Here is a 13,380-nt window from a genome sequence, read left to right on the forward strand (position 1 = left end):
CCGAATCTATAACAAGGAATATTGATTCACAGAATGCCTTAATCCTTCACGCAGCGCACATAAAAGCCGGCGGCCTTAAGAAAATAGTTCCTTGCGATGTAGTCACCGTTATAACGCAGAAACCGTCCATAGGCATGTGTTGCATTGTATACTGTAGAAGTCCACCATGTCCCAATTTGTCCAATATAAAGAAATTTGCGGGTAATTGAGTCACGTTCACCACCTGGAAGCGCCGTAAATCCACTGCTGTTGGTGGCTACATAATTGGCAGGCTCCCACCCAATGGTTGATTTCAATTTAATACCTGCAACACTATCTCCTCCAACACAAACGGTTAATGTGGCCCATTCTCCATCACTCGGTATATGCCAGCCTATGGGTGCTAATCCACGGGAGTCATTTACTGCATACCAATTATATATTCTGCCATAAATGCCTCCATAAGTCGCAGAGTCATTGTTATACCAGCACCAGGCACCAGTGGTAAGCTTTCTCCAGGCAATTGAATCCGTTACTTGTGGGATAAGGTCACCGTTGCGATAAGTATTAACATCCAGATTTTTGCCCATCCAAACCTGATCGCATATTTTAGCGTCAGGAACATTGACAATTTCTGTAGCTGTTGTAATATTTATATTTTTCCAGGCTGTGCCGTCATAAACCTGTAAGCTATGACAGTCAGTACACCATATTATCAGCCCCGGTTCGGGGTGCTGGATCGAATTGCGTTGATAAAAAGTCAATCTTGGGGGAAGAAAACCCTTGTTTGTAGATGACACATCTAATTGCGCCGAGACTGCTGGAGTACCTGTTCCTATACCAACTTGTGCAATTGCTGACAGCGCAGCAAAAAGTGCGACGATAAAAAAAAGCAGCCTGCCAATCCCGGTTTTTTGTTTTTGTCTCATGTCTGTATAATTTATTTTTTGTTCACAATCAGTAATTCCCGCGCAAGCAGCCACCCTATATTAATATCAACAGAGGCACCTGCCGTTAAAAAAAATCCCTCAATCTTATTACCCGTAAATATATATCGGCAGCAAAACTGTTAACAGAACCTTGGTCATTCAAAATGTTGATACTGGTTAACAAATCAGTAGCGGGCCCGGGCCGCTTGTATATCGGGGCGACTGTTATTCCGGCAAAATCATCTGAAAATAGTTGCGCCGGCCACTTATTTAAAGAGATGTATTATTTTTAGTACCGTTAAAACAATAACTATATGACGACAAAGTCACTGGTGCTACCTGTATCTGCTGAAATAGGAAATGTGTCTGCAGAATATTTACTGCCTGAAGATTGCAGCTGCATCATCGTGCTGGCGCATGGCGCCGGTGCAGGCATGAACCATACGTTTATGGTAACGCTGTCAAACGCGTTAGCATTAAAAGGCATTGGCACTTTTCGTTTTAATTTTCCCTTTATGGAAAAGAAAAAGCCAAGGCCTGATACACCTGCTGTTGCTCACCAGGCAATTGCAGCGGCCGTTGCAAAAGCGCAGCAGTTGTTTCCGTCTCTGCCACTTTTTGTAGCCGGTAAATCTTTTGGTGGCAGAATGAGTTCGCAATATTTGTCAGAGTATAAAAATGCTGCGGTGAAGGGGACTATTTTTTATGGCTTCCCGTTGCACCCCGCCGGCAAGCCTTCCACTGATCGTGCGGAACATTTAAAGCTGGTGAAACAACCAATGCTTTTTCTGCAGGGTACAAAAGATGCCCTTGCAACATGGGAACTTATAGAGCCTGTTTGTAAATCGCTTAAACGTGCAACACTGGTGAAGATTGAAGGTGCCGACCATTCCTTTAAGGCTGGTAAAACAGACACCATGGCTTTGCTGGTAGCAGCAACGGAGGAGTGGATAAAGAAAAAGCTAAAGCACTGATTATAGTGATGTTTCAGCTGCTTTATTTTGCCTGGGTTACTGCTTTTTATTTACCCCTGCCCGATTACAATATCCGGCCAAACGGCAACCATTTAATTAACTTTACAAAAAACAATGTAGTATGAAAGCATTTTTAGGTATGGGTTTATTAGGCTCCAACTTCGTGAGAGCGATGTTACAAAAAGGAGATGCCGTGCAGGTATGGAACCGCACTGATGCAAGGGCAAAAGCCATGGAAATATTTGGCGCCAAAGCCTTTGAAAATAGTTACGAAGCGGTACAGGGTGCGGATGTGATTCATGTTACACTTAAGGATGACGCCACTGTAGACGAAGTGCTGGCAACTGCCAGCAAAGGGTTTAAGCCAGGCGCCGTTATAATAGATCATACTACTACTTCTGTATTGGGTGCTGTAAAAAGAACAGCGGATTGGAAAAGCCGGGGTTTTACCTACCTGCACGCGCCTGTTTTTATGGGTCCGCCCAATGCCCTGGAAAGCACGGGTTTTATGCTGGTATCGGGCGATCAGTCTGTAATTGAAAACCATACGCCGGCACTAGCTGCCATGACGGGCAAGCTCCTTAATTTTGGCGCGGAAGAAGGTAAAGCTGCCGGGCTCAAACTCTCCGGGAATCTTTTCTTATTAAGCCTGACGGCCGGGCTTGCTGATTCGCTGGCACTTGCCAAAGTGCATGGCATATCCTCATCTGATCTGCTTACCCTGTTCAATAACTGGAACCCGGGTGCCGGTGTTCCGGCCCGGTTAAAAAAGATTACCGAAGGCAATTTTAATGAACCCTCGTGGGAATTGAATATGGCCCGCAAAGATGCCGGACTGATGATAGATGCGGCCAGCAAGGCTGCGACAACACTGACCGTTATACCGGCTATTGCAGCGGTGATGGATCAATGGATAGCCAAAGGCCATGGTACCGATGACTGGAGCGTTATTGCGAAGGATAGTCTTTAAGGCCCAACGGCATTTGGGTCAACTTAAAAAGTATTTTTAACCAGCCATAAATAAATCTCATTTGTTGATGGAGGTTGCTGCACCGGAAGGAAGTTGTTGGGACGTAGTAGTGGGGCCCGCAATGGTTATTTTGCCAGCTTTCACCTTCATACGATCAATAAAAACAACCCTTTCATCGCCCGTAGCCGCGGTTCTTCCGTGATATACGCAAAACATTTCTTTACCATCAGGCGAGTAGGTAATGCTGTTGTGACCCGTACCGGAAACTGTGCCACCCTTGTCTGTATTTTTTTGCAGCACCGGGTTATTGGCGGCTTTTTTATAAGGCCCCAACGGAGACGCAGCCGTGGCATAACCGATGGCATAATACTGTCCGCCAAAATGATTGGCAGAATACATCATGTAGTAGATGCCGTCTTTTTTAAAGGTCACCGAGCCTTCCGTCCAGCGGCGGTTTACTTCCCGTGCGGTAACAGACCTGCTCTCCCATTCAGACTGCTTGTCTTTCAGGCTAACCGGGGGCCGGAGCATTAATTTCGGCTTGCCAATTACACCAGAAAAATCGGGTTTAAGTTCCACACCATATACCCAGCTTTCTTCAATTTCTTTGTACCAGCCCTTTTTCCTTGCCCATGCTGCTACTTCGCTTTCAACAGGATGTTTGTATGCCACACGGGAATAATATAAATAGCATTTACCATTGGTATCAAAAAAAACGTTGGCATCAATTGTTGGATAGCCGGGGTCAAAAACCGGGTGGGTATACAAATCAATAAAAGGTCCTGTGGGTTGATCCGCCACCGCTACTCCAATACGAAAATTTTCTTCTTCATTCCCGGGATTAATTTTCCACTGTGCACTATAAAACAGGTAGAATCTGCCTTTTACGGCATACACTTCCGGCGCCCAATACGCACCCTCCCATTTCGCTTTTACATCACTCCAGCCATTTTTATTATTGCTGAAAAAGACCTGCCCTTCCCGCTTCCAGTTTACCAGGTCTTTTGAAGAATAAGCAGCAAACCCATGATCCGCTCCCCCACCCGTGCCATACATATAATACATACCCTTTGTATGCAACACATAAGGGTCGCCAAATTGTACCTTCAATGGATTGGAAAAAGTTACCTTGTCCGCTACAGTACCACCGGTAGTTTGTGCCTTTAAATGAGTCCAGAATAACACCGTTAAAAGAAAGGAATGACCCAATAATTTTTTCATCATGTTGTCCGTTGAAGTTTGTTGTTTTGTTTGTCGTTGCAGCCTTATTTTCACTTTTGGCTTATGACATTGCAGTTGGGTAAATCCAACTAAAATTGAATGTAACCGTTTTATTTTATCCGGCCAAAGTTGCATTAGCTTATGGAACACTATTCAGCGATAACAGCAGCCTGTTCTTTGCCGGAACATCAGGTGCTGAAGCTTATGCTGGTTGTATGTTCTAAGTATTTTGTGGAGTAATACCACCCGGTCGCATGAGTACGAATCTTTTTGGTGAAAGACCTGATCCAACAATAAAAAGACTAATTCAGCAGGATGGATTAATTGATGTTAAGCCCAATACTGATGCCCAGCCAGGGTTTGCCATTATTGATCCAAACCTGTTTGTTTCTGTCAGTTAAAAAATCAAAGCCATAAGTTAACCCGAAGTTGATTTTATTGATACCAAACTCGGCTGCCAAACCAGTGGTTACTACAGCCGCATCGTATTGATAATTGATACGGTTTAGCGTAACATATTCATCCATCCTGGCTGTTCCAAGCCCCGCAAATCCCCCTACGCTGAATCCATAATGAGCAATGTCCCGTTTTGATAAATTCAGGGGATTTTCCTTATAAGATAATTTGTACACATCTGTTCTGTACCCGGTAAACAGGGCGCCGTTAAATCCCGTGGTGAGCTGGTTCGGAAATTGCCTTACCGCACGCCGGTATTTAAATAAAATGGTAAAGACATCCAGGTCAAAAGTTTCAGTTCTGAAAGAAACCGCCTTAAAGGATGTTGCCTTTTCAATGGGCGGAAAAAAAATGGTAATCGTACCTACGGTATCTATTTTTTTTGTTCCGGGGTGGGCAGGATATACTTTGATAGAATCACTGGCAGCTACCACATAATATTTAACTGGCTTTTTTGATTGAATTTTGCTTTTATAATACCCATCAATAAAGTTGTACTTGGATGAATTATTTAACACTTCGCAGCTGGTAAACAAAATTACGGCGCCCGCAAAATACAATAACAGGTAAAGGAAACGCATACAGTGTTTATTTATCTAATGCTGTTTGAATGCTGGCCTCAATCTCTTTTTTTATTTCGTGCATATGTGCCGCTTCATCAATGGAATGGGATTTTTGCAACGACTCTTCTTTTTCAGTAGCGGTCTTCAGTTTCATATAATATTTCTGAATTACTTTAAGTTCTTCTTCGGTCATATTTTCTACATCTACCAACCTGTTACTGGCAAACTCATGGGCGGCCACCAGTTCATTTAATTTTAACTGAACTGCGAGCGATTCTTTATTCTGCGATTTTTGAATTAAGAATACCATGAGGAAGGTAATGATGGTTGTGCCTGTATTGATCACCATCTGCCAATTTTCAGAGTAGTGAAAAACAGGACCAAATGCTGCCCAGATGATTATAGAGCCAAAAGCCAATAAAATAGCAGGCGTACTGCCTGTAGCCTTTGTAACTTTTGACGCAAGATTTTCAAAAAAATTGCTGCTAGTGGTTGTTTTCTTTTCCATGATTTGGTTGTTTTTAGTTATTTTTTTAAGTATGTAAACTTTTAATATCAGCATTCAGGTAATACACATAACCATTGCAATTAAAACTGCAAAGCTTCCGTACAACAGGTATCTGTAAGCAGTATAAAAACATCCCGTGCGTAGTTTAAATTAAAACGTTTACAATTGACCGGTTGATAATTACAGCCTGAGGATACAATAGTCAATCCAGATATACACAGCACCTATTTCAGGTATTTAAGCTCATTTTTTTATCAGGTTAAGTCAACTTTTCCTCAGCACTGTTGGTTTTTTTACACACCCTTATTGATTTATTTTGGTTATTGAGGAAGTGGTTGCGGGAGACACAAAAACGACAACAGCTGATTTTTCCGATTCAATTTTCAGGTAATTAAGCCAATGCTCTATTGATGTATCAAGCCCTGTCTGAAATTTATTTTTCAATAGTTTCACCAACCAGCCTTCCATACTTTCTTCTACCCGAACTGTTGTTTTTCCATTTTGTTCAGTAAAATACCAGGTATGTATTGCAAAAGAACCGAAAGCAGGACCAGACCAGCCAACCATTTTATTTACTTCTACGGTTTGTAATTTTGATGTGATGGCTAAGCCATTGCTTTTCCAGTTGAAACTTGCACCAGCTTTAAATGCTCCATTAATTGCAGGATTTACAATTTCTTTTTGCCACGTATTCCAACTATCAACATCGCTGAAAATCTTCCAAACTTTTTCAGTTGGTACATTAATTACAATACTCTTTTTTGTTATTACAGATGCATTAACATGAATCGTTTTTGACACTTTGTATTTACTGAAATATTCAAGTGCAAATACAATTATTGCCATTCCAATAATGACAGATAAAAATGGTATCAGTATAATCTTTAGCTTTTTATTTTTCATAATAATTTAGTTTTTAAAAGTTGATATAATTTGATTTGTCCGATATTCAATACTTTCCGGTGCCGGCCTGTCGGCTTTGCCGAAAAAGAAATGCTGCTTTATTTCAAAGCCGCAATAGCTGTAAATGCCTTTGTCTGATGTGAGCGAAAGGGCTTTATCCATACCAATGGCAGTGTATTCCTCGTGTGATTTTCCATGGGTGCTGATTATGACAGCTTGCTTGCCGGTAAGCAGCCCTTTTTGAACACCCTGATCGTAACGGTAGGCAAAGCCATAGCTGAAAACTCTATCTATATACCCTTTCATTATGGCGGCCAAACCGGTCCACCAAATAGGGTGTATGAATGTGATGCAATCTGCCCAGGTAATAAATTGCTGTTCTTGTTTTACATCATCCGCTACAAGTCCTTTTCCTTGCCCGGCCATGTCTTCCAATGAAAGCACAGGGTCAAAACTCAATTGGTATAAGTCTCTTACAACTGCCTCATGTCCACTCTGTAAAAGATGACTTACCAAAGCGTTTTTGAAATGGCTGTTTAAGCTGTTGGGATTGGGATGGGCATAAATTATTAAATGTTTCATCGCTGTATGTTTTAATTAATTTGATGAAGCAAAAATAGAATGCCGCTACCGGCTAAAATTGTAAGAAAACGAAATCAGGATTTAGGATTACAAATGTCTTGGTGAAATTGGAGGTATTTGGCGGGGCTAAGATGGATGTAATGTTTAAAGTCGTGTATGAGTTGACTTTGGTCGTAATAACCACACTCGCTGATAACCTCAAACCAGTCCATTTTTACAGCATGTGGAGCAGTATTTTGTATAAGTTTTATGCCTTTTAAATCGTTGATAACGATTCAACTCTTTGGCAGAATAACCAAAATGTTTTTTATGGTTGAGTTGTATGTTGCGTTCTGTCTGATTGTTTTCGCTGGCAATGGATTTTATAGAATTAACTGTTTGTTCTTTAAAGTTTGTCAGTTGTTCTGCGATGGCATTTCGGTGACGCAAATACGGTTCACAGAATTTAAGAATATGGCTTACCCTGTCATTGATGCCTGGTATTTGATTAAGTTCACCCCACAAAACAGTAAAGCAGTTTTCGTGCACCCGCTCATCAGGGTTAACGGGTACATGTTCTGCGATAGAAGCATTGCCAAAGAAACGGTAAAAGGCATCGTCTTTAAGGTTGGCCACCAGTATTTCAGCATTTGCGGGCAATGAGTAATCAAATGCCTGTTTTATCGGCCCCAGTACAAGGCATTTACTTATTGCTATTTGCGTGTTTTGTTTGGAATGCGGGAAAGCCTTCGCTCCAAAATTAAAAATAAAAATGGTTTGGTATGAAGGCAATAATGTTTTGGTGATGGTTTCACCCGATTTGTTTCCGACAAAATAAAAATGAGAAAAAACTGCTTCGTAGTCTGTTGGAACCGCTATTCTAAAATCGTTATGTTCCTGATTGTGTGCTGTCATTTTTCGTTTGTTGTTTTTCTATGATGATCGTCCAGGCTACAGCCAACAAAAGAGAAATTTACTTTCAGGCGTTTGTTGGTTTAAAATAATTTTACCAAAATACCTCTCCCTAAGATGACGGAGCCCAGGAGCAAAAAAAAACTTTCCACTATGGCTGCGCAAATATTCAGGAACATCTGCTCACCAAAAACCCTCAGAAGAATTGTACAGCTTCGTTTATTACGCGGATGACCGCTGTTCCTTTATTGGTTGTTACCTCCACCAAATATAAACCGGCCGACCCGTTTACCATAGCCTATTGCAAAGTTGAAGATGGCGGAAAAACTGTTGTTTCAAGCAGTAACCTTTTGCAGCAAGCGCTTCCTGCGAAATCCCCCCGCAACAACGGCCCCGGGATAGTGGACGATTTAGGGATGTACCGGCTAAAGTTAAGCGAGTCAAAAAATTTACTTCTAAATAAAATAAACCTACCAACAACGGCGAACAGTTGAGAGACCGTTATGGAAGAAAATATTTTGTATTGTTTGATAAAAAAAATAGCGTAACTTAACAGAGCAATGTAGTTTTTAAAACCTCGTAATATGAGCATTGTAAGAAATATCCTGCAAAAAAAAGGCAATGCAGTACATAGCATAAGCGCCGGCAGTTCAGTGTATGATGCACTGGAAGAGCTGGAAGAAAAAAATATCGGATCTTTAGTTGTAATAGAAAACGGAAAACTGGCCGGTTTATTCACAGAACGTGACTATGCCCGCAAAGTAGTTCTGAAGGGGCGTTCCTCGAAAGAAACGCTCGTAAGGGATATCATGTCAAGCAACCCCTTATTTGTACATCCAGACAACACACTTGATGAATGCATGCAACTGATGACTGATAAATTTACCCGCCATCTGCCTGTGTTGGAAAACGATGAGTTGATAGGTGTTATCTCTATTGGTGATATTGTAAAATATACCATCTACGATAAGGATTTTATAATAGGAAATCTTGAGCATTACATTACGGGCCGTAAATCTTAAGCTTTCTTCCAGGGCGAATTGCTTCACGCCAAAACTTACTGCCCCAATATGCTTGCTGAGTGCCGGTTTTGGTCTTGTTGGCTATATTAAGGACGTGCCGGCTAAAGTCAGGCGAATCAAAAACATTCACAACTGAAATTACTTACCAACAACTGCGAATCCCGGTAAACATACGCGTATCCCATTCAGCATTGGTGGCAAGTCATCTTTTGCAAGTTGTTCGTTTAAGTTATTTGCACGGCAACAGCGCCCGGAAATTTTGGTCGAAAATCCCTGTTGTAGAAATATTTTTGGTATATATTTGAAAGGTAATCATCCATTCTACCGGCACTCAAACGCCGGGCAACAAACCGTCCTTAAACCTGTAAAATCAGTATGAAAAAAATTTGTACCGCCATATTCTTTTTTGCCACTTTATTGTTGCTGAACGCCTGTAAAAAAGACAGTAGTTCTACCACTTCAGCCGCAGCCGACAGAGTTAAAACCTATACCATCGATGTAAACCAGCCCGGTGTTTTTCATGAAACGGTGACTTACAACGTCTCGTACGATGGCAATAACCGGATCGCTGGCTTAACCTCCACTACATCCGCCGCTGACCGGTTCGTTTTCTCCTACCCTTCGGCCAATAAATTTTCCATGGATATTTTTGGTTCAAATGTGATCACTTTGCATGAAGATTCCTATATCAACAGCAATGGATTAGTGGACAGCACTTTTCAATATAACGACACACAGGATACCAGTACAGAAAAGTACATTTATAACACCGCCAACCAGTTGATCACTTTTAAGGAATACTATTATTCTGCCGTTACCGGATCAGAATTAAACAATATTACCACGAGTACTTACAATGCTGACGGAGATTTAGCATCCGAAAGCGATACCGGCAATAACAGGAACGACTATGAATATTATACGGACCAGAGTTATGTTTCGCCGCTCGTCACCGGGCTGCCCAGTCCTGACGCTGGTAAAAAACATCACCTGGTAAAAAAGCAGACCGTCAGCTTCAACGGTACGTCCAGCGGCAGCGTTGATTATACCTACACTTTTGACAGCAGCAACCGAATTAGCACGCAAAAGTTAACCGGAAGCGATGGTAGTATTGCAATTACAACCTACACCTATTTTTAGCTACTGTTAACGTACCGGGTTTGCGTAAAAAAGCTGCTGTAAAAAACCCATAGTGGTAGTGTGTCGCACGAACTATGAAGGCGTTATTTATCCATTATAAATAAAGCAGGCACTGTGCCCTTATAAGCCGGCGGGTACTGCCCCTGGTGCTGGTTGTTTGTTTAAACTATTTGTGCAGCAACACCGCCTGGAAAGCTTTTGGGCGAATACTCCAGGCGGAAAAAATGCTTACTTCAGTTATCGTAGTGCTTTGCCTATTTGTTTACCGGCATGTCCAACTTCAACCAGCCTGCAAGTGAATTTATATCCAGCCGTAACGGATGGCTTTGCCGATCAATTCGCTGGTATTGGTAAGTTTATTTCTTCGTAACATATTTTTTCGGTGGGTATCTACTGTTTGCTTACTGATGTTTAGAATATCACCGATTTCCTTGCTCAACTTCCCTTCAATCAACAGGTGCAATACTTCTTTTTCCCGCATTGTTAATTCATCCCTTCTTTCAATAAACTTATTTTGCAGGCCTACGTCAACGAAAGAAGGTTCGCCATCAAGACCAATAAACGAAAGCGTGGGTTTACCATCCTGCTTTAAATAAGTGATATCCGTATGCACGGCAAGCGTTCTAAGTATCCCTCCGTTTTCGTCGTGTTCAAGCATCAGGCCCTGGTAAAGAATGCGGGCATAGGTACCGTCCTTTTTCCGGTAGCGCACATCGTATCTTACTTTATATTTTTTTAATTTTTCCAGCGGAATGGAAGAAAAAAAATTAACCAGTTTTTCCCCCAGCGACAAAAACCAGGTAAAGTCGTTGGGGTGCAACCTGGAGTTCATAAACCCCACATTGAACTCCGCAGGATCAAAGCCCATAACGGATTTAATTTCTTTGCAGACATACTCAAATGATAAAGTATTGTGGTTAAGAATAAAGTAATAAGATTCTCCAATGAGCGAAAAATTCCAGAGTTTTTTATAAAGATCAGCTTCCAGTTGCAGCCGGTCCGGAACGGTATCATTTGCGAACCATTTGAACATTTTATTGAATTCCCGGTTGAATTGCTCATGTTGCATGGCTGGTATTTTGGCGGTATAGTTAGATCGGTTTTTTACAAAATACAAATTTTTCAACTTCAGGAAAAGTAATTTGAGAGGTAAAATACCGCAGCGCTTTAGTTTTTTCACCATTTTGGGTGTTGGCTAAAAAGCATTGAGATCTGACATACCTATAAATCGGTATTTACATGTGCTGCCCGGCACCCTATTTTTATATGAATTTCTAAAATACCGGTTTATTTTTTGCTTCACCCATAGCCTGCAAGATTATTTTTATTGGTCTTCTTTGTTCCAACATCTATTGATACAGCTCCATTTTGCAATTGAGCAGGCGGTTTCAAAAACACTTTATGTACTCCTGATTTTTAATTGATGGCTTTGCATTTTATCCGCAGGCAATCGCCTGTTACCCATTATATCAATCAAAAAAACAAGCAATGAAAGCAACAATTTTACTGTTCGCATAGCAACGGAATGGCATAAAATGTAACTGTTTATTTTACCGGAACGAAATTTCAGCATGCTTGCCAAAAGAAACAAAACGTAGTGGTGAAAATTATTTTTCACTCCTTCAACACACCATCGCGTATTTTTTTTAACTACTATAAATTTATCATCATGTACACAATCAAAAAAGTTTTAAAATGGAAACATTTACTGTTGCTTGCGTTTAGCAGTTGTATTCTTTTTTCCTGTCAAAAAAATATTGATAAAGAAGCTAAACCTGGCAACGAACAGTTAGCTCAACTTAAAGATGCAGTTGATGGCAGTGGACATTTAAAACAAACAAAAACATTTGCTTCCAATGCTGTTGTCAGTTGGATCAACCTGCAACTTCAAATGCTAAAAGTGCCGCTGCCAGCTGGTACAGCTGGCCAGGCCACAGACAGATGCGAGGCATACTGTGGTATTGCACTTTACGAAGCGGTTGTTCCCGGCATGCCTGCTTACCAAACTTTGTCAGGCCAGTTAACCGATTTTCCGGCCATGCCTTCTGCAGAGCCTGGCAAAGCTTATCATTGGGCAGCGAGCGCTAATGCTGCCCTTGCCGAAATGAACCGCAGACTTTTTCCGGCAACTGCTGATGCGAATAAAACTGCAATGACTAATCTTGAAAACGCATGGCAGGCAGCTTATGCAGGCGAAACGGATGCCGCAACATTGCAGCGTTCTATAGCATTCGGAAAAGAAGTAGCCACAAGAGTTTTCAAATGGGCTGCTACGGATGGCTCGGCCAATGTTAATCCGCCTTACGTTCCACCGGTTGGGCCAGGCCTATGGGTACCCACTGCGCCAACCCCGCCCATAGGCGCCTATAACTATCAGCTGAGGAAACTGGTACCCGGAGTTGCAAATGGTACTGAACTGGTTCCCCCACCACCATTTTCCACCACTCCGGGTTCGCCTTTCTGGAACATGGTAAAAGAAGTGTATGATGCGTCACTTAGTCTAACCCCCAATCAAAAAGCGATGGCCGATTACTTTAAAGATGTACCTGGTTATACGCCTGGCGGTACTTATCTTGCGCTCCTCTCGCAGGTTTTAGACCTTGCAAAGCCAACACTTGATATGGCAGCGCTCACTTGTGTAAAAGTTGGGTTAGCAGCGCATGAAGCAGGCATTATCCTCTTTACCAATAAATACATTTTCAACCAGATTCGTCCTGTTACTTATATCCGTGCTTATATTGATCCAAACTGGTCAACCTATATTCCTACACCCAATCATCCTGAATTTCCTTCCGGCCATTCCACAACAGGAGGCGCCATACTTGCTATGATGAGTAAAATTTTTGGTGAAAATTTTCACTTCACGCTGCACACGTATGATTACCTGAACTATCCTTTCCGCAGTTATACCAGTTTTACTGAGCTGAGTAATGAAATATCCGACAGCCGGTTTTATGGGGGCCTGCATTACCGGGCTACACTTGAAAAAAGTACCGAACAGGGTAAAAAAATTGCTGAGAATATTTTAAATACAATCAAATTTTTGAAAGAATAAAACCCAATGGCCCTGACTGAAAGGTTGGGGCCTGTTTTGTTGGTTGTTGATGGAAACTAAGCCATTGCTGGTATTGTTGACCAACAATGGCTCCCGTGATAGCCGACTATTTTAAAGACGGAATAGCTTCTATGATGAGTTTGTGCTGCACCAGTTAGAAAATAATTTTTATATTTTTTTGCCTTCT

General features: G+C 41.6%; 13 protein-coding genes. 5 read left to right on the top strand and 8 right to left on the bottom strand.

The annotated features are described in order from the left end of the window. Positions 1-38: 38 nt before the first annotated feature. The gene (locus QWZ08_RS17545) at positions 39-908 is read right to left on the bottom strand and encodes a fibrobacter succinogenes major paralogous domain-containing protein (RefSeq protein ID WP_290338813.1); all 870 of its coding nucleotides are present in this window, start codon (positions 906-908) and stop codon (positions 39-41) included. Positions 909-1,222: 314 nt separating this feature from the next. On the opposite strand from QWZ08_RS17545, the gene QWZ08_RS17550 reads away from it, so the two are divergent. Both QWZ08_RS17550 and QWZ08_RS17555 read left to right on the top strand, forming a co-directional pair. After that, complete coding sequence (locus tag QWZ08_RS17550; RefSeq protein WP_290338814.1) at positions 1,223-1,882, top strand: alpha/beta hydrolase family protein; 660 nt, start codon at positions 1,223-1,225, stop codon at positions 1,880-1,882. A 121-nt stretch (positions 1,883-2,003) separates the two neighbouring features. Beyond that, entirely contained in the window at positions 2,004-2,852 is an 849-nt protein-coding gene (locus QWZ08_RS17555; protein WP_290338816.1) for an NAD(P)-dependent oxidoreductase, read from the top strand. A 57-nt stretch (positions 2,853-2,909) separates the two neighbouring features. Here the strand turns inward: QWZ08_RS17555 and QWZ08_RS17560 are convergent, their stop codons facing one another. From QWZ08_RS17560 to QWZ08_RS17585, 6 genes are all read right to left on the bottom strand, one after another. Continuing rightward, positions 2,910-4,076, bottom strand: a complete 1,167-nt coding sequence (locus QWZ08_RS17560; protein ID WP_290338817.1) for a glycoside hydrolase family 43 protein — start codon at positions 4,074-4,076, stop codon at positions 2,910-2,912. Between the two features lie 317 nt (positions 4,077-4,393). Then, positions 4,394-5,110 (bottom strand): hypothetical protein, encoded by a 717-nt coding sequence (locus tag QWZ08_RS17565; protein ID WP_290338818.1) that lies wholly within the window; start codon positions 5,108-5,110, stop codon positions 4,394-4,396. A 7-nt stretch (positions 5,111-5,117) separates the two neighbouring features. Continuing rightward, positions 5,118-5,600 (bottom strand): low affinity iron permease family protein, encoded by a 483-nt coding sequence (locus QWZ08_RS17570; protein WP_290338819.1) that lies wholly within the window; start codon positions 5,598-5,600, stop codon positions 5,118-5,120. Positions 5,601-5,903: 303 nt separating this feature from the next. Next, on the bottom strand, positions 5,904-6,503 hold the full coding sequence (locus tag QWZ08_RS17575; RefSeq protein ID WP_290338820.1) for an SRPBCC family protein: 600 nt from the start codon (positions 6,501-6,503) through the stop codon (positions 5,904-5,906). A gap of 6 nt (positions 6,504-6,509) precedes the next feature. After that, positions 6,510-7,085 carry an NAD(P)H-dependent oxidoreductase gene (locus tag QWZ08_RS17580; protein WP_290338822.1) on the bottom strand — a complete coding sequence of 192 codons (576 nt, stop codon included), beginning with the start codon at positions 7,083-7,085 and terminating at the stop codon, positions 6,510-6,512. 198 nt (positions 7,086-7,283) lie between these two features. Then, a complete protein-coding gene (locus QWZ08_RS17585) occupies positions 7,284-7,979 on the bottom strand; it encodes an AraC family transcriptional regulator (RefSeq protein WP_290338823.1) in 696 nt (231 codons plus the stop codon). Positions 7,980-8,560: 581 nt separating this feature from the next. On the opposite strand from QWZ08_RS17585, the gene QWZ08_RS17590 reads away from it, so the two are divergent. Beyond that, on the top strand, positions 8,561-8,998 hold the full coding sequence (locus QWZ08_RS17590) for a CBS domain-containing protein (RefSeq protein WP_290338824.1): 438 nt from the start codon (positions 8,561-8,563) through the stop codon (positions 8,996-8,998). A gap of 375 nt (positions 8,999-9,373) precedes the next feature. Then, positions 9,374-10,138, top strand: coding sequence for a hypothetical protein (locus QWZ08_RS17595; RefSeq protein ID WP_290338825.1), 765 nt, complete (start codon positions 9,374-9,376; stop codon positions 10,136-10,138). 301 nt (positions 10,139-10,439) lie between these two features. On the opposite strand, the gene QWZ08_RS17600 is transcribed toward QWZ08_RS17595, so the two are convergent. Beyond that, positions 10,440-11,207, bottom strand: a complete 768-nt coding sequence (locus QWZ08_RS17600; RefSeq protein ID WP_290338826.1) for a LuxR C-terminal-related transcriptional regulator — start codon at positions 11,205-11,207, stop codon at positions 10,440-10,442. A gap of 600 nt (positions 11,208-11,807) precedes the next feature. Here QWZ08_RS17600 and QWZ08_RS17605 point away from each other — a divergent pair. Beyond that, the gene (locus tag QWZ08_RS17605) at positions 11,808-13,193 is read left to right on the top strand and encodes a vanadium-dependent haloperoxidase (RefSeq protein WP_290338827.1); all 1,386 of its coding nucleotides are present in this window, start codon (positions 11,808-11,810) and stop codon (positions 13,191-13,193) included. Positions 13,194-13,380: the final 187 nt, after the last annotated feature.

The sequence above is a fragment of the Ferruginibacter paludis genome, from assembly GCF_030409685.1.
GTDB classification, from domain to species: Bacteria; Bacteroidota; Bacteroidia; order Chitinophagales; family Chitinophagaceae; genus Ferruginibacter; species Ferruginibacter paludis.